The 17,881-nt window shown below is 65.0% G+C and carries 8 protein-coding genes and 1 pseudogene; 8 read left to right on the forward strand and 1 reads right to left on the reverse strand.

Annotated features, from left to right (window positions below):
- Positions 1 to 255: 255 nt before the first annotated feature.
- From CRD59_RS03815 to CRD59_RS03830, 4 genes are all read left to right on the forward strand, one after another.
- Positions 256 to 624 carry a RidA family protein gene (locus CRD59_RS03815; RefSeq protein WP_113853285.1) on the forward strand — a complete coding sequence of 123 codons (369 nt, stop codon included), beginning with the start codon at positions 256 to 258 and terminating at the stop codon, positions 622 to 624.
- Positions 621 to 1,958, forward strand: a complete 1,338-nt coding sequence (locus CRD59_RS03820; RefSeq protein WP_201736550.1) for an SLC5/6 family protein — start codon at positions 621 to 623, stop codon at positions 1,956 to 1,958. Before CRD59_RS03815 ends, CRD59_RS03820 begins: the two co-directional genes overlap by 4 nt.
- A 31-nt stretch (positions 1,959 to 1,989) precedes the next feature.
- A complete protein-coding gene (locus CRD59_RS03825) occupies positions 1,990 to 3,291 on the forward strand; it encodes an L-cysteine desulfidase family protein (RefSeq protein ID WP_113853287.1) in 1,302 nt (433 codons plus the stop codon).
- Positions 3,292 to 3,424: 133 nt separating this feature from the next.
- The gene (locus tag CRD59_RS03830; protein WP_127920936.1) at positions 3,425 to 4,246 is read left to right on the forward strand and encodes a helix-turn-helix transcriptional regulator; all 822 of its coding nucleotides are present in this window, start codon (positions 3,425 to 3,427) and stop codon (positions 4,244 to 4,246) included.
- Positions 4,247 to 4,307: 61 nt separating this feature from the next.
- Here the strand turns inward: CRD59_RS03830 and CRD59_RS03835 are convergent, their stop codons facing one another.
- The gene (locus CRD59_RS03835) at positions 4,308 to 5,708 is read right to left on the reverse strand and encodes a PucR family transcriptional regulator (RefSeq protein WP_113853291.1); all 1,401 of its coding nucleotides are present in this window, start codon (positions 5,706 to 5,708) and stop codon (positions 4,308 to 4,310) included.
- A 198-nt stretch (positions 5,709 to 5,906) separates the two neighbouring features.
- Between CRD59_RS03835 and CRD59_RS03840 the strand changes: the two genes are divergently transcribed.
- From CRD59_RS03840 to CRD59_RS03855, 4 genes and pseudogenes are all read left to right on the forward strand, one after another.
- Positions 5,907 to 6,866 (forward strand): biotin--[acetyl-CoA-carboxylase] ligase, encoded by a 960-nt coding sequence (locus CRD59_RS03840; RefSeq protein WP_161522276.1) that lies wholly within the window; start codon positions 5,907 to 5,909, stop codon positions 6,864 to 6,866.
- Between the two features lie 61 nt (positions 6,867 to 6,927).
- On the forward strand, positions 6,928 to 8,841 hold the full coding sequence (locus tag CRD59_RS03845; RefSeq protein WP_113853295.1) for an ATP-binding protein: 1,914 nt from the start codon (positions 6,928 to 6,930) through the stop codon (positions 8,839 to 8,841).
- Positions 8,841 to 10,517 carry an acyl-CoA carboxylase subunit beta gene (locus CRD59_RS03850; RefSeq protein WP_113853297.1) on the forward strand — a complete coding sequence of 559 codons (1,677 nt, stop codon included), beginning with the start codon at positions 8,841 to 8,843 and terminating at the stop codon, positions 10,515 to 10,517. The genes CRD59_RS03845 and CRD59_RS03850 overlap by 1 nt, the downstream gene beginning before the upstream one ends.
- Before the next feature lie 57 nt (positions 10,518 to 10,574).
- Positions 10,575 to 17,805, forward strand: a pseudogene (locus CRD59_RS03855) (fatty acid synthase subunit beta domain-containing protein); the annotation flags it as partial.
- Between the last annotated feature and the right edge of the window lie 76 nt (positions 17,806 to 17,881).

Below are 17,881 nucleotides of genomic sequence, written 5' to 3' on the forward strand. Positions count from 1 at the left end.
GCCAGAGCTGCTTCACTACTGAGAGTGTCTCGGATGCGCATATCTCCTACTGCACGGCGACGCCCGGTACCTCACGTCAGGCCTTCGTCGGCAGCTCCAGAGTTGTATAAGAGACAGGGGCTACGGGTCGAGGGGTTCGGCTCGACGCTGTCGGGTCACGCGAGTGGTAATAAATTATTATTGTGATAAACTTTTATTGAAACGAGTCACGCGCGGGCGCGTGTTCCATGCGTTCAATGAAGAAAGGAAATCCCCGTGAAGAAGCTACCTGAAGCCATAGGGCCATACTCAGCCTATCGGAGGCAGGGCCGGCTCCTGGTCACATCGGGCCAACTGCCCCTGGACCCGGAGACGAACCGGATCGAGGCCGAGAGCGTGCATGACCAGGTCCTGCAGAGCCTGGCCAACATCGAGGCGATCCTGTCCAATGAGGGCCTGGGCTGGTCGGACGTGCTCAAGCTCACGGTATACATGGATGACCTCTCCGCCTTCTCCGAGGTGAACGAAGCCTTCGGGAAGGTCCTGGGCGAGCCCTTCCCGGCCAGGACGGCCATCGAAATCTCCGCCCTACCCATGGGTTCCCACATCGAAATCGAAGCGATTGCATTAGGGGGGCAAGGATGAGCGAAGTGACGACGAGTGGCGCGGGCGGCGCCAAACTCAGCTCGGTGGAGCGGCATGCCGCCAAAGCCGGCATGAGTGTCGAGGAATGGAAGAAAGCCACCAAATTCGACGGTACCGACTGGGGTTGGGTCATCATGAGCATCGGCATGGCCATCGGTGCCGGCATCGTCTTCCTGCCGGTCAAGGTGGGCATGATCGGTCTATGGGTGTTTCTGGTCTCGGCGGTCATCGCCTACCCGGCCATGTACCTCTTCCAGAAGCTCTTCATCAACACCCTGGCCGAATCGGAGGAGTGCGACGACTACCCCTCGGTCATCAGCGGGTATCTGGGCAAGAACTGGGGCTTCCTCCTGGGCGTGCTTTACTTCCTCATGCTGTTGATCTGGGTCTTCGTCTATTCCACGGCCATCACGAACGACTCCGCCTCCTACTTGCATTCCTTCCATATCACCAAGGGCGTCTTGTCGGACAACCCCTTCTACGGCCTTGTGATCGTATGCGCATTGGTGGCCATCGCCTCCCGGGCCGAGAAAGTGCTTTTCCGCATCTCGTCCTTCATGGTGATGACCAAACTGGTCATCGTGGCCGCCCTGGGTGTGGTCATGATCGGCATGTGGAACCTCGCCAATGTCGGTGCGTTCCCACCCTTGGGCTATCTGGTCAAGCAGACCATCGTCCTGCTGCCGTTCACCCTGACGTCCATCCTCTTCCTGCAGTCGCTCTCGCCGATGGTGATCTCGTTCCGCTCGCACAACAAGAGCATCGAGGTGGCCCGCTACAAGGCCATCAGGGCCATGAACATCGCCTTCATCACTCTGTTCGTCGTAGTCTTCTTCTACGCGGTCTCCTTCAACCTGGCGCTCGGTCATGACCAGGCCGTGGAAGCCTATGAGAAGAACGTGTCCACGCTGGCCATCGCCGCGCAGAACATGGACGGCAACTTCGTGAAGATCCTGAGCCTGGTGCTGAACATCTTCGCCGTCATGACAGCCTTCTTCGGTGTATTCCTGGGATTCAAGGAGGCCTGCCAGGGCATTGCCACCAACATCCTCAAGCGGTTCATCCCGGAAGAGAAGATCAATATGAAGGTGCTGAGCTTCTCCATCCTGGTCTTCTCGGTACTGGTGGCCTGGGGGGCGATCCTGCTGAACGCGCCGGTGACCAGCTTCACCTCCATCTGCTCGCCGATCTTCGGCATGATAGGCTGCCTGATTCCCGCCTATCTGGTCTACAAGGTCCCCAAGCTCCATAAGTTCAAGGGTCCCAGCCTCTGGCTCATCATCTTCGTGGGCATCCTGCTGGTGGTTTCGCCCTTCTTCGCCTTCATCAACTAACGCAGTACGGCATCAATCGGAAGGAAACACCATGATACAGAGCAATGAGGGTCTGTTCATCCAAGCGCTCAGGGAGAACGTGCTGCCGGCGACCGGCTGCACCGAGCCCGTCGCCGTGGCCTACGCCGCGGCCAACGCCATCCATATGATGGGCGACAGGACCGTGGGGCATGTGCGTGTCTCGGTCTCGCCGAACATCATGAAGAACGCCCTGGCGGTGATCGTGCCGGGGACCGGTGAACCGGGTTTGAAGATCGCGGCGGCCGCCGGCATCGTCTCGGGCCGCTACGACGCCGGGCTCAAGGTCATATCCGACATCAGGCCCGAGGATGTGCAGGCCATCAAGGACCTGGCCGCCTCCGGCAGGATCGACGTGGAAGTGGCCCCCTACGACGACGACCTCTATGTGGAAGTGGAGATCACCAACGGCACGGAGGACGTGACCATCTTCATCGCCGGCGACCACACCAATATATTCAAGATCGTCCGCAACGGCGAGGTGGTCAAGGAGGATGAGCGTCCGGCCGCGCACGAGGTCTCGCCGGTTCAGCAGGCCTTGCAGGAGTGCAGGCTGAGGCAGATCTGGGACTTCGCCCTGGACGAGCCCTTGGAGCGGATCACCTTCATGGACGAGGCCGGCAAACTGAACATGGCCTTGGCGGAGGAGGGTCTCAAGCACGAATACGGCTTGAAGCTGGGCATGTCGATGAACCGTGCCCGTGCCGTCAATTTCGGTTCGGGCGTGGACGCCGACATCTCCACCGAGATCGTCGCCTATGCTTCGGCGGCGTCAGATGCCCGTATGGGCGGTGCGACCCTGCCGGCCATGTCCAATTCCGGGTCGGGAAACCAAGGCATCTCGGCCACGGTGCCGGTCTGCGTGGTGGCGCGTCATTACGGCGCCACGGACGAGCAGCGCATACGCGCCCTGACCCTGTCCCACCTGACCGCCATCTATATCCACGCCTTCCTGCCGATCCTGGGCCCCTTCTGCGCCACCGACTCCGCGGCCATGGGAGCTGCGGCCGGCATCGTCTATCTGCTCGGCAAGGACTATGACACCGCCGCCGTCGCCATTAACAATATGGCGGGGGACGCGGCAGGCATGGTATGCGATGGCGCCGGATGCTCCTGCGCCATGAAAGTGGCCACATCGGCATCCTCCATGTACCGGTCGGTCAACCTGGCCCTGCAGGGCGTAGCCATTCCCGCCAGCAACGGCATGGTCTGCCCCGACGTGGACCAGACCATCCGCGGCATCGGGCACCTGGGCACCGAGGGCATGGCAAGCACGGATCCCGTGGTCTTGGATATCATGATGAACAAGCAGTGACGGTTCACCGATCACAGCGCAGGAAGCGGCCGGCCGGGTCTTCGGGCCCGACCGGCCGCTTCCTGCGTGTCCGGTGGGGAGCATGGCCGGGCGCATGGACTGATGCGAGGGCAGGTAAGCTGGGAGGGTGATCATGGAAGCAGGGAACAACAGCCCGGACGGGGATGAATCGGCGCGGGTCCAACTTGACCGGCGGTATGTCCAGGCGTTCAAGCCTTTGGTCGCCTTCCTGGGGCAGGTCTGCGGACCGTTGACCGAGATCGCCTTGCATGACGCCTCCCGCCCGGACAGTTCGATTGTGGCCATCGCCAACGGGCAAGTGAGCGGCAGGACCGTGGGCTCGCCGGCCACCGACCTCATGCTGCGCATCCTGGGCCGGGGCAAGGCGGAGAACCGGGATTACATCGCCGGCTACGCGGGTCACGCCGCCAACAGCGACATCCCCTTGCTCTCCTCCACCTACTTCATCCGCCGGCAGGGAAGAATCGTGGGCATGCTCTGCATCAACCGAGACCAGAGCGCACTGGCCGCCCTCTCACGGGCGGTCGTCGATGTGCGCGATTCATACTTTCCGTCCTCGCCTGCCGGTGCCGAGGCTTTGCGGTCCGCCCTGGCCGGGGGTATCCCATCGATGTCCGTGCAGCCGGCGGCATCCGCGGACCCTTCCCTCGTGGAACCGCTCCCCGGGAGCGGCCACCAGGCCGGGGCGGATGATGAGGAGGAGAACCTGAGCCTGACGGTGGACGACATGGCCCAGCGCGTGGTCAAGGAGGCCGTCTCGTCTACGGGCCGCAAACCCGGCGATTTCAGTCTGGAGGAGCGCATGGCCGTGATCCGCGACCTCCACACGGCCGGCTATTTCCTGCTCAAGGGTTCCATCGCCAGCATCGCCAGCCTGCTCGACGTCGCCGAGTCCACGATCTACCGCTACCTCCAACAGGTCCGCAAGGGTTGAGCCAGATATGTCACTGTATCCCTGCTGAGTCCACCGGGAGGGCTGGGGCGGCCGTAAGGGTCTAGTGGGCGTTGCCTTTGATGCGACCGATTTTCAGGGCGGTCTGCAGGACGAAGGCTTCGCGTGGGTTCGATGGATCCCAGCCGGCGATCTTGACGGCTTGCTTCAGCCGGTAACGTACCGTGTTCGGGTGGACGCTCAGGCGCTTTGCCGTCAGTTCCAGGGAACGCCCGCACGCCAGGAAAGCCTCCAGCGTCGCCAGCAGGATCCTATGGGGATCGCCCTGCCGCATGCGCAGATACACCTCGCGGTAGAGCTGGTCGACCGCAGAGGCGTCCCCGATCAGGGCCCGCTCGGGCAGGACGTCGTCCGCCTGGAGGGGGCGGGCCGGACGACCGCCCACGAACACGTCATCGGCGGCCGGAGCCACCTGATAGGTCGTGATCGCGGCCCGTATGGTCCGCGAAGCCCCTTCTGCCCCACGGCGCAAGGGCCCCAGGCAGACCGGGGCGTCTTCGGCGAAGAAATGGAGCAGACCGGTGCCGACCTCCTCCGGGCTTCCCTGATCGCGGGGGTCGACCAGGACCATGGTCAGATCGTCCTTCGTGGCGATCAGGCACTGGCCTCCGATGGCTTGGACACGTTTGCGGATGCGTCGGGTGACGGCGCTCGCGCCGAGCCTGCCTTCCTGTCGCAGTTTGCCGACCATGGCGAAACAGGCGTAGTCGCTGGGCCAGCCCAACATGGTCATCTGCGAGGCCACACCGGCGTCAGCCACCCCGTTGGCCAGGTTCTCCATCGCGAACGCCTCGGCGCGCGCCTTCCAATTCTCGCGCATCTCTGCGGTGTCGGCGTATATGGCGGCGGCCGAGAACGCCACCTCCCTGGCGTAGTAGAGGATGGCGTCCCTGGTCTGACGCTCCCGACCCGGCTGGGCGAAGGCCGCGACATTGTTCTCAAGCAGGTCCACCACCACACGGGTGACATCCAGGGTCTGGCGCAGGCTCACCACCTGTGTGAATTCCAGCGGGGCTATGAAGAAGATGTGGTCCAGGGAGGGTCTGGGTGCGTCATCCGAAGCGGGATCGGACTTGAGGTCCGCTTGCCAGGAGACGAAGTTGGCAACGGCTGTCTCGATCACCAGATTCAATGTCGCCTTGTCGTCCGCAGACAGGGACTGGTACCAGGTGAGCGTCTCGCCCAGATGATCCTGGGCCTGTCTGAGGATGAGGCGGACCGGCTCCGGCAGGCTCGTTGAATCGGCGTCACCCGGCCGGACCCGGTCCGAAAGCTCCCTATGGGCGGCACGGTGCGGTTGGTCGGGTCTCAGCGGCCTGTCCTCCTTGCTGTGCCATTGCAGCGCATGCCATAGGTTGTGCTCGCCGTCGGTCGTGCCCGTGGTCTTCCTGGTCGCTGTTCGACTTGCCTGGCGGCCGCCCGTCGCTGCTCCGGATTTGCTCATGCTGTCAAGCTTAGCCACCTGTCGTTGCGGGACATTGACAGTTCACGCATGGGCGCATTGGTGGAAATGTACAAAACATGCCGGCCCGATTTGTAGGCGGAGCGCTTTCGAAGGCGGCCGCCCGCCGATATTTTGGTCCTTGTGCACACCCAAGAGCAAGAGATGGCGACCGTGGAGGCAGGGCGGCCGCATACTGTCATGCCTTGGGCGACTTTCCCCTGCCTGGGTTCGACGAATACCTTGCTGTCCGGGCTGATCGCTATGTCCGATCGGCGCGCTGCCGCCGATCGTGTGGTGCATGTCTTCGATGGCATGGATGAATCCGGCGACGAAGCCGCTGGTGGCCCGACACGGAGTTCGTTGAAGGTCGTACCGCTGAGGTCGGAGGCGGGAATCGGCATGACCGTGCCCATCAGCCTCGCTTTGGCCGACAGACAGAACCAGGGCCGGGGTCGTTTGGACCGGGTCTGGTACAACCAGCCGGGAGAGTCCTTCATGGCTTCCTGGGCTGCCGCCCTACCCACCCGCATCCTGTCCGGAGCCCGGGGGGGATGGCTGCCGATGGCGGTCGGCCTGGCCCTGGCCCATGGTCTTGACGAGGTTTTGCATGATTGCGGGGCCGAACCTTTGGACGGGTCGGACGGACCAGTCGGTCTGTCCCTGAAATGGCCCAACGATTTGTTCCGGCGGGGAAGAAAACTGGCGGGTGTGCTGTGCGAGTTCGTGCCGGTGGACGAACGGGAATCGGTGCTGGTCGCCGGCGTCGGCCTCAACCTGTTCGTGCCCGCCGACCGGCTGCCCACGGAGCTGGCAGGCTCCCTCCAGCTGGAGTATGGCCCCCTGCCTGCATATGGCGGCCTGCGTGACCGACTCGCCCTGGCTGTCAGCGCGGAACTGGCCCGGTCGTTGACTCGGCTGGTGGAGGGCGGTGATGAGGCGTATGCCGACCTGCGCCGTGAGGTCATGGCCCATAGCTGGACCTTGGGCAGACAGGTCGAGATCAATCCGGTTTCCGGTGATCCGGTGCGTGGTCGGGCCGTCGGTCTCAACACGGACGCCTCCCTGGAGGTGGAGCTGGACGGGGGAGGACGGTTTGCGGTGACCACCGGTGATGTGGGCGTCCTGCCCGAAACGGGTGGAGGAGCCGAGGCAGCTTGATCCGGCGGACGCCGCATGCAGGGGAAGACACAGACAAGGGACGGATGGAAGGACGAGGTCGATGAGGAAACTGGTCGTGGCCAATCGTGGAGAAATCGCTTTGCGGGTGATTCGGACCGCGCGTGAGATGGGAATCGCCACAGTAGCCCTTTACGCCGAGCGCGACCGCCAGGCACCATACGTTCAGCTGGCCGACGAGGCGTTCCTCCTGCCCGGAGACACCAACCAGGAGACATACATGAACGCCGACCTCATCGTCGATACGGCGCTCAGGGCGGGTGCCGACGCCCTCCACCCAGGGTATGGCTTCCTCTCCGAATTCTCCTCCTTCGCCGGCAAGGTCATCAAGGCGGGAATCACCTGGGTGGGACCCTCACCGCAGGTCCTGGACCAGCTGGGGGACAAGATCGCCGCCTGCAAGGTGGTCGAGGCAGCGAAGGTCCCGGTGGTGCCCGGTTTGAGCGAGCCGGTGCGCGATATGAAGACCCTGCTGGCCTTCGCCCACGAAAAGGGTTATCCGGTCATGATGAAGAAGGCCGACGGTGGCGGCGGCCACGGCATCACGCTCATCTCCAACGACGACGACCTGCGTGCCTTCTACATGAACCATGACGCGCTGCAGGGCGGGGACCTTGGTGACTATTTCATCGAGAAGTTCGTGGACAAGGCCCGGCATGTCGAGACCCAGTCCGGGCGCGACAGCCACGGACACTTCACCGTCTACTCAACCCGCGACTGCTCGGTGCAGCGGCGCAACCAGAAACTGGTGGAGGAGGCCCCCGCACCCTTCCTGCCTGCCGAGGCGATCGAGCGATTGAAGACATACTCGTATTCGCTGTTCGACACGGTCGGCTACGTGGGACTGGGCACCTGCGAGTTTTTGGTCACTCCCGAGGATGAGGTCTACTTCATGGAGGCCAACCCTCGGCTGCAGGTCGAGCACACGGTCAGTGAAGAGGTCTGCGGGCTGGACCTGGTGCGCGAGCAGCTGACCATAGCGGACGGCGGCGATCTGACCGAGGCACCTGCGCCGCGCGGCCATGCCTTCGAACTGCGCATCACTTCGGAGGACCCCGCCACGAACCTCACGCCGTCCTCCGGCACAATCGAAGCGATCCGTTGGCCGTCCGGGCCGGGCATCCGCGTGGATTCGGGCGTCGAGGTGGGTGATACGGTCTCGCCGCGCGATGATTCGATGATGGGTAAGCTTGTGGTCTCCGCCCAGGACCGTCCCACGGCCGTGGCCCGTGTCAGGCGAGCCTTGGAGGAGCTTGATATACAGGGTGTCCCCACCCCGGCCTCCTTGTATCGGCGCATATTCGAAGATCCCGCTTTCACCGCCGAGGACGGCCATGGCTTCGACGTGACGACGAAATGGCTGGAACGCACATACCTGAACCAGGCCCCCCGCTCCTCCTCCGCCGGTCAGCCCGCCTCGATGGCCACTGCCGCCGCCCCCGGTCCCGATGGTGCCGGGGACGGGGAGGCCATGGCGACCTTCGCCATCGAGGTCGACGACAAGAGGGTCAAGCTCGCCTTGCCTCCGGAGGCTTTGGCGGCGTTGGGCGCGTCCGCCGGCGAGCATGGGAGCCGCCGGCCGCAGCAGCCCTTGCGGGGGCAGGGTGTCAGGGACCAGGTCGGCGGCGCCGAAGCCCAGGCGGAACGTTCCGGTGCCATCGCGGCCACCATGCAGGCTGTCGTCACCCGCATCAAGGTGGCCGACGGGCAGGCGGTCGACAAGGGCGACCTCCTGGTCGTGCTCGAATCCATGAAGATGGAGAACTACGTGTATGCCCCTGCGAAGGGGATGGTGCGCTCCATCGAGGTGAGTGTGGGCCAGGGGGTGGATGCCGGGCAGACCCTGGTGCAGCTTGATCTGGGTGGCGATGGACATGACGACGGCCCGGATGGCGGCAAGGGGCGGCACAAGCGTGTCGGCCCCGATGGCACGAATGGCGAGACAGGAGGACGGTGATGACGGCTGTGATGAAGAGTCCAGAGCGGGTGCGGCCCCAGGTTGGACAAAGCCCGGAGCGGTCCGCGGCAGTCGGCGCTGCGGACGACGGCGCTCAGGGCGCTGCCCGGTCCCCGGACCGGTCCACCGGTAGGCAACCGGCCCGGACCGCCGTTCGTCGGGCTGCCGAACTGGCCCGGCAGGCCGAGGAGCATGCCCGGGCCAAGCAGGGAGCCAAAGGCAAGCATACGGCTCGCGAACGGCTCGACCTGCTCTTTGATACCGGTTCCTTCGAGGAGATCGGCCGTTTCGCGGGTGGTGACATAGCGGGCGGTAGTGCCGGCTCCGCGGTCATCACCGGCTTCGGTCTGGTATACGGGCGCAAGGTGGCTGTGTACGCGCAGGATTTCTCGGTGCGGGGCGGTACGCTCGGCCGCGCCGAGGGCGCCAAGATCTGCCGGCTGATGGATATGGCCATCGAGCTCAAGGTGCCGATCGTGTCCTTGATTGACTCGGGTGGCGCCCGCATACAGGAGGGGGTCGCCGCGCTCACCCAGTATGGGCGGATCTTCCGCAAGACCTGCCAGGCTTCGGGCTTCGTGCCTCAGATTTCCCTGATCCTTGGGCCGTGCGCGGGCGGTGCGGTGTACTGCCCGGCCTTGACCGACATGATCATCATGACCAAGCGCAATTCCAACATGTTCGTGACCGGCCCCGATGTGGTCAAGGCCGCCACCGGCGAGACGATCAGCATGGATCAACTGGGCGGTGGCCGTGTCCATGCCTCCACCTCCGGTGTGGCCCACTACCTGGGCGAGGACGAGGCGGATGCCATCGACTACGCCCGTACCGTCCTGGCTTACCTGCCCTCCAACTGTGAGGAGCCGGCGCCGACCTATGCATACGCGTCCGGTCACGCGGACCAGGCGGCCGCCAAGCGCCTGGCGGCGATCGTGCCTTCCAACGACCGTCAGCCTTACGACGTCTTGGACGTGGTTCGCGCCATCGTGGACTACGGGGAATTCGTGCAGGTGCAGGAGCTGTTCGCCCGTTCGGCGGTCGTCGGTTTCGCCTGCATCGAAGGGCATCCGGTCGGGATTGTGGCCAATCAACCGCTGGTGGACGCCGGCAGCCTGGACGTGGACTCCTCGGAGAAGGTGGCCCGTTTCGTGCGCCTGTGCGACGCCTTCAACCTGCCTGTCATCACTTTGGTGGACACCCCCGGCTACAAGCCGGGTTCCGACCAGGAGCACGCCGGCATCATTCGCCGGGGGGCCAAGGTCATCTATGCATACGCCTCGGCCCAGGTCCCCCTGGTCACGGTCGTCCTGCGTAAGGCCTTCGGCGGCTCGTACATAGTGATGGGTTCCAAGTCCATAGGCGCGGACATGAACTTCGCGTGGCCCAGTTCGCAGATCGCCGTCCTGGGTGCCCGGGGCGCGGTGAACATCATCCATCGTCGTGACCTGCAGAAGGCGAAGGAGGAAGGCAAGGACGTGGACGCCTTGGCAGAGCGTCTGGCCACCGAATACGAGGAGACCACCGTCAACGCCAACCTGTCCCTGGAGATGGGCGAGATCGACGCCATGATCGATCCCGGGCAGACCAGGGCCGCCATCGCTGATTCCCTGCGCACCCTTGCTTCGAAACGCAGGACACAGATGGTGGATAAACACCATGGAAACCAACCACTCTGACCAACAACCGCGAGTATTTCAGACTTTAGACCAGCATCACTCAAGAAATAGGACATCATGACAGACACTCTGTTCATCAACCGTTTGGCCCAGCAACCCCACGCCCTCATGTTCGCCGGGCAGTCGACACCCTGGACGGTGGCTCTGGCGGACCTGATCCAGGATCCGACCATGGAGGCCGAACTCAAGGACCATGCCGAGGCCGCTTCGCGCCTCCTGACCGCAGTCGCCACAAGCCTGCTGGCGACCGACGGTCGACCGCTCGACCTGTTCGGCTATGCGCCGAACCCGGCCAAGCTGGGAGCCGCGGCCAATGCATCCGTCTCGGTGCCTGGCATCGCCCTGACCCAGCTCGGTGCCTTGATTGATATGGATCGGCTGGGGTACCCCGTGGCCTCGGCCCATCCGCGGGCCCTGCTTGGTCATTCCCAAGGAATCATCGGCGTGCATATGGCACAGGCCATTCAGGATGCGGGCTCCATGGACGCCGCCAGGGGGCAGATCGATCAGATCCTGGCGCTGGCCATGCTGATCGGCGCGGCCGGGACCCGCCAGGTGCGGCGGTTGGGCATCCATGCCCAGGGTGAGGCCACCCCCATGCTTTCGGTCCGCGGCGCGACCCGTAAGCAGGTGGAGATCCTGATCGGGCGTGTGCCTTCGCCCAAGGGGCCGATCAGCATCGCCGTCACCAACTCCAGGCGCCACATGGTGCTTTCGGGATACCCGGAGGATCTGGCCGCATTCGCGATCGAGGTGGGCAAGGAGGCGGACCATCAGGCCAAGCTCCGCGAAGGGAAGGTGCGCGGGGGTACCCCGTTCGCGCCGGTGCTGGAATACTTGGAGGTCGGCCTGCCCTTCCATTCGCCGTTGATGGCGGACGCAGTCGAAGAGGCCGCCGCATGGGCGGCCCGTTGCGGGCTGGATACCGACCGGGCCCGTTTGCTGGCCCAGGAGGTCCTGCTCAAGCACGCGGATTGGGCCGGCCAGGTGGACGCTCTTCTGCGCGGTCAGGATCCAAGTCGGCTGTGGTTGGTCGATCTGGGCCCGGGTGAGACCCTGGGCAAGCTGACCGGCAGCCTCACCCAGGGAACGGGTGTAGGCGTGGTCGAAGCAGCCGGCAGCTCGGAGCGTGCGGCGCTGTCGACCTTGGAGGGTGAGCCCCAGCGAGGTCAGGACTGGTCCGCATTCAAGCCCAAGGTCATCGCCACTCCTGCTGGGGAGAAGATCTCAACCGCCTTCAGCAGGTTGACCGGCAAGCCGCCGGTTCTGCTGGCAGGCATGACTCCGACCACTGTGGATCCGCAGATCGTGGCCGCCGCGGCCAACGCCGGGTACTGGGCCGAGCTGGCGGGTGGCGGTCAGGTAACGGCCGAGGTGTTCGAGCGTCATATGCAGGAGTTGGAGGCCGAGCTGGACGAAGGGCGAACGGTCGAGTTCAACGCCATGTTCATGGATCGTTACCTGTGGAACCTGCAATTCGGTTCCCAGCGCATCGTCTCCAAGAAGCGTGAGTCCGGAGCCCCGATCGACGGCGTCGTCATTTCCGCCGGCATACCGGAGCTGGAGGAGGCCGAGGGTCTCATCTCCCAGCTCAACGCCGACGGATTCCCCTACGTGGCGTTCAAGCCGGGCACCGTCGACCAGATACGCCAGGTGGTGGCAATCGCAAAGCAGGTGGCCCCCAAGCCGATCCTCATGCAGGTCGAAGGCGGGGCGGCCGGCGGCCACCATTCCTGGGAGTCCCTGGACGACTTGCTCTCCACCACCTATGCCCAGGTGCGTGAATGCTCCAACATCATCCTGGTGGCCGGCGGAGGCATCGGGACCCCTGCCAGGGCGGCCGACTACATCTCCGGCTCCTGGTCCCGTGCGTACGGATTGCCGGACATGCCGGTGGATGCTGTGATGATCGGCACGGCCGCCATGACCGCCAAGGAGGCACACACCAGCCCCGAGGTCAAACAGGCCCTGGTGGCCACCCCGGGCATCGACATGAGCCGGCCCGATCCCGACCCCTTCGCCCCGATCGGCGAGCGGTGGGTGCCGTCAGGGCAGTCCGTCGGCGGTGTGGGCTCCGGCCTGAGCCATCTGCATGCGGACATCTATGAGTTGGAGAATTCCTCCGCCGAATGCGGCCGGCTTCTGGTCCGGGTCATGAAGCATCCGGAGGAGCTGGAGTCGCGCCGGGCCGAGATCATCGAGGCTTTGGGCAAGACAGCCAAACCGTACTTCGGCGACTTGGCGGACATGACGTATCAAGGCTGGGCCGAGCGATTCGCACAGCTGTCCAGCCCCTGGGCGGACGACACATACATCGATCGTTTCCTGCACCTGCTGCGCCGGGTGGAGGCCCGCGTGTGCGACAAGGAGTCCGGTGAGTTCGAATCCATCTTCGTCGATCGCGAGGATGTGCGTGAGCCGGGGCAGGCTCTGAGGAGGCTGCGGGAAGCCTATCCGCAGGCCGGCCGACTCAAGGTCGTACCGGCCGATGTGGCCTGGTTCCCGGTCCTGGTGCGCGAATATCCAAAGCCGATGCCCTTCGTGCCCGCCATCGACAATGACCTCCTGCGCTGGTGGGGGCAGGACCAGCTGTGGCAGTCCGAGGATCCGCGCTACCCGGCGGATTCGGTCCGCGCCATTCCCGGCCCGATTTCCGTGGCCGGCATCACCACGGTGGACGAGCCGGTCGCCTCGATCCTGGGCAGGTTCGAAGGGGCGGCCCTGGAACGGGTCCGCCAGGAAGGGGTCGAGCCGGCACAGGCATATTCGCAATTGGCGTGCGCCGGTTCCCCCGAGGAATTCATCCGCCGCAGCCCGCACATCTCCTGGGTCGGCCATTTGATGGCGAACCCGGCCTATGGAACCGCAGTGGGCGACAAGCACTACGAGATTCGTCCGGCGGGCCCGGATCAGGGCCTGGAGCGGTACGACCTGGACATCCATCTGGACACCTACTGGGATGACGACCCGGACGGCGGCCTGGACAAGCACGCGGTCCGCCACATTGTCGTCCCCCTGACCGTGGATCCGCATGCGGCCGGTTCGTTCCCTGTCGTGGACAGGAAGCGTCTGCCTGAGGACGTGTATGCCATGCTGGCCGCGACGGCCGGAATCGGCAACACGGCCATCACCGGCGATCGGCTGGAATCCATGCCCTCCATCGAGCACATGGATGACGAATCCGCGTACCCGTTCGGCGTGGCCCATTCCGGGTACACCTTGTCGGCCAACCTGGGCTTCGACCATGAAGCCGCGACCGGAGCCGCCCTGCCGGCCAGCTTGGCTCCCTCCGCCATCGCGCCCGATGCCTTGGTCGGACCGGCTTGGCCCGCGATATACGCGGCCCTGGGTTCCGTTTATGTGCAGGGCTTCCCGATCATCGAAGGACTCCTGAACGCCGTCCACCTGGACCACCTGATTGAGCTGAAGGTCAGCGAGGATGAACTCCTGAAGCATACGGGCGAGCGGATTGGGCTCACGTCCTGGGCCGAGGAATACCGCGAATCCGCCTCGGGTCGCGTCGTCACCATCCACGTGCGTCATCAGGCCTCTGACGGCAGCGTCCTGGCCGACGAGATCGAGCGCTTCGCCATACGGGGCAGGGCATACTCCGATCAGCTGCCGGAGCCGGCCCCCGACTATGGTGGCATCGAAGCCGACACCGTCGATACGCCCCGTCGCCTGCTGCGCAGGGTCACCGTGACCGCGCCCAGGGACATGACCGCATTCGCGCGCACCTCCGGTGATTTCAACCCCATCCACACTTCCGCCCGTGGCGCCGCCGTCTCCGGCCTGAAGGCGCCGTTGGTGCACGGCATGTGGCTGTCGGCAACCGCTCAGTATGCAGCGCAGTCCCGGGATGAGCAGGGTGCCCACTACGAGATCGCCGGCTGGACCTACAACATGTATGGCATGGTCCAGTTGGGCGACCATGTGGAGATTTCGGTCGAGCGTGTGGGCAAGGTCCGCCATGGCGGCCTGGTCCTGGAGGTCACCTGCCGCATCGACGGCCAGTTGGTTTCCAGGGGCACCGCCATCGCCCGCGCCCCCCGCGCCGCGTACGTCTACCCCGGCCAAGGCATCCAGCAGCAGGGTATGGTCCTGGACGAGCGTGCGCAATCCACGGCAGCCCGACGGACCTGGGAGCGGGCCGATGCCCTGACCCGGTCCAAGCTCGGCTTCTCCATCCTGGCCGTGGTGCGTGACAACCCGAAGACATTGACGGCCAAGGGGGTCACCTACCATCATCCGGAGGGTCTGCTCAATCTGACTCAGTTTACCCAGGTTGCACTGGCGACCGTGGCTTTCGCCCAGACCGCGCGGCTGCGCGAATCAGGTGCGGACATCTGGCCCGCCTACTTCGCCGGGCACTCACTGGGTGAATACAACGCCCTGTCGTCCTTCGCCGGGGTCATGTCCCTGGAGACGGTGCTGGAGCTTGTCTTCCACCGCGGATCGACCATGCATTCGCTCATCGAACGCGACGAGCAGGGCCGTTCGAACTACCGGATGGGCGCCCTGCGGCCCAACCAGTTCGGACTGGGTGATGCCGATGTCAAGGCGTATGTGGAGTCGGTGTCGGCCGATTGCGGCGAGTTCCTGGAGATCGTGAACTACAACCTGGCGGGTCAGCAGTACGCCATCGCCGGCACCATCGCCGGGCTGGAGTACCTGAAGCGGGATGCCGATCGGCGCGCGAAGGAGGCCGGCGGCAAACCCGCCTTCATGTACGTGCCCGGCATCGATGTACCTTTCCACTCCTCCCTGCTGCGCAAGGGTGTCCCGGAGTTCCGTGACACACTCGACCAGCTTCTGCCCGCCCACATCGATTACTCGCGTCTGGAAGGCCGCTACATTCCGAACCTGGTGGCCCGGCCCTTCGAGATGACCCGTGAATTCGCGGCATCAATCCTGGAGGTCGTGCCCTCCGAGCGCATCCAACAGGCCCTGGGCGACCCGGCTGTCTGGGACTCCTATGCCGCGGACGACCAGAAGCTCGGACGGCTGCTCCTGACCGAGCTGCTGTCCTGGCAATTCGCCTCGCCTGTGCGTTGGATCGAGACCCAGTCGCTCATGTTCGGCGCCCGCGAACAGGGCGGTCTGGGTGTGGAACAACTGGTTGAGGTCGGCCTGGGGCACTCGCCCACGCTGGCGAACATGGCCGCGAAGACCTTGCGCCTGCCTGATTTCAGGGAACGTCAGGTCACGGTGTACAACCTGGGCCGTGACGAGGCCAGGGTATACCTGACTGATTCCGACCCAATCGCGTCCATCGAGGACGACGAACCGGTGCAGGAGCCGGTCTCGCCAACCCGGACGGATACAGCGGATTCAGGTACGGCCGTTTCCCAGCCGGTGGAGGCTGCCGAGCAGCCCGCGCCCCAGCCATCGTCATCGCCGGCCACGGCGCAACCGGCCGCTGGGGCTGCCTCCGGCGCGGATGTGCCTGACATTCCCTTCAAGGCCTCCGATGCCATTCGCACCCTCCTGGCCTATTCCGCCAAGATTCGCACCGATCAGATCGGCGCGACCGACACTACCGACACCCTGACCAATGGTGTCTCCTCCCGTCGCAACCAACTGCTGATGGACATCTCCTCGGAGCTGGGTGTGGCATCCGTGGACGGTGCCGCCGAGGCTTCGATGGGGGACCTGAGCGCTCTGGTCAACAAGGTGGCTCCCAACTACAAGCCATTCGGAACGGTTCTGGGCGATATCGTCCGAGACCGGGTAAAGGCGCTCTTCGGCCCCGCAGGCCTGAAGCTCAAGCAGGTCGAGGACCGTGTGACCGGCGACTGGCAGCTGGGCCCCGGGTGGGCCGCTGCGGTGGTGGCAGCCCTGGTCCTGGACACACGCGAAGGCGGTTCCTCGCGTGGCGGGAACCTGGCCCGGCTTTCCACCAAGCCGGCGGCCACCGCCTCCGCGGCGAAGTCCCTGATCGATCAGGCCGTGCAGAATGTGGCCCAGGCCCATGGGGTATCCGTCTCCCTGCCCAGCTCAGGTGGCGCAGCGGGCGGTGCCGTCGTCGACTCCGCGGCCTTGGACGCGTTCGCGGCCAAGGTCACTGGCTCGCAGGGACTGCTGGCCTCAACCGCACGTTACGTTCTCGCTCAACTCGGTCTGAAGCCACCCGTGGCAGCCACCGGTTCGGATGAGGACGCCGCTGTGGTGGCCGCCGTCGAAGCTGAGCTGGGATCGGATTGGCCCAAGCAGGTCGAACCGGTCTTTGACGGCCGCAAGGCGGTCCTCTTCGACGATCGCTGGGCCAGCGCCCGCGAGGACCTGGCCCGTATCCAATACGAGGGCGATCGGGCGGCGGCCCAGGGCAGCTTCCTGGGTGCGGGGCCCGAGGTCCAGGCACAGGCCCAGTGGTATGCGCGCAAGGCCGACACCGAAGGGAGGGCCGACCTGTCCCAGGTCTTCGCCCGCATAGCCGGCGAGGCGGGGCAATCGCCCTCGTCCGATCCCCGGTCGTCCCGCTTCGCTTCGGATGTTGCCGTGGTCACGGGTGTGTCGTCCAACTCCATCGCCGGTTCGCTGGTCGCCGGGCTGCTGGAGGGTGGCGCGACTGTGGTGGCGGTCTTCCACACCTTGGATCAGAAGGCTGTGCAGTGGGCGAAGTCCCTGTACCGCAGCCATGCGGTCGCCGGGGCCAAGCTGTGGGTCCTGCCCGCCAACCTGTCCAGCTTCCGCGACGTGGATGCGTTGGTGGATTGGGTCGGATCCGTGCAGAAGAAGACCACGGGTGCCACGACCACCATCCTGAAGCCCGCGTTGGAGCCCAGCATCCTGCTGCCCTTCGCCGCCCCGCCCATGCATGGCACGATGTCCGATTCCGGCAGGCTGTTCGAGTCCCAGGCCCGGCTCATGCTCTGGGGGCTGGAACGCCTGATCGCCGGCTTCGGGCAGATCGGTGCCGACACGGATGTCGATCACAAACTCCATGTGGTGCTGCCGGGCTCGCCCAACCGTGGCATGTTCGGTGGTGACGGCGCTTACGGCGAGATCAAGGCCGCGTTGGACGCCATCGTCAACCGTGCCCGCAGTGAATCAGACTGGTCAGACCGGGTCACTTTCGCGCACCCGCTGATCGGCTGGGTCCGGGGCACCGGCCTCATGGGTGGCAATGACCCCCTGGTCAAGGCTGTCGAACGGCATGGTGTACGCACATACTCCACCGAGGAGATGGCGGGTGAGCTGCTTGATCTGTGCACGTCCGAGGCGCGCGTCCGCGCCCAGGCGGGCCCGCTGAAAGCGGACCTGACCGGGGGCTTGGGAACCGAGCACCTGGATTTGCGTGAGCTCAAGGACCAGGCCGCCGCAGATGCCGAACCCGGGCAGGGCGTGAAGGCGGCATCGAAGGC

Origin of the sequence: Bifidobacterium xylocopae (genome assembly GCF_003315615.1) — a bacterium.
GTDB lineage: Bacteria > Actinomycetota > Actinomycetes > Actinomycetales > Bifidobacteriaceae > Bombiscardovia > Bombiscardovia xylocopae.

Coding starts and splice junctions, on each gene's coding strand:
- CRD59_RS03840 (WP_161522276.1), top strand. CDS start 5,907: ATGCCTTGGGCGACTTTCCCCTGCCTGGGTTCGACGAATACCTTGCTG.
- CRD59_RS03850 (WP_113853297.1), top strand. CDS start 8,841: ATGACGGCTGTGATGAAGAGTCCAGAGCGGGTGCGGCCCCAGGTTGGA.
- CRD59_RS03835 (WP_113853291.1), bottom strand. CDS start 5,708: ATGAGCAAATCCGGAGCAGCGACGGGCGGCCGCCAGGCAAGTCGAACA.
- CRD59_RS03830 (WP_127920936.1), top strand. CDS start 3,425: ATGGAAGCAGGGAACAACAGCCCGGACGGGGATGAATCGGCGCGGGTC.
- CRD59_RS03825 (WP_113853287.1), top strand. CDS start 1,990: ATGATACAGAGCAATGAGGGTCTGTTCATCCAAGCGCTCAGGGAGAAC.
- CRD59_RS03845 (WP_113853295.1), top strand. CDS start 6,928: ATGAGGAAACTGGTCGTGGCCAATCGTGGAGAAATCGCTTTGCGGGTG.
- CRD59_RS03820 (WP_201736550.1), top strand. CDS start 621: ATGAGCGAAGTGACGACGAGTGGCGCGGGCGGCGCCAAACTCAGCTCG.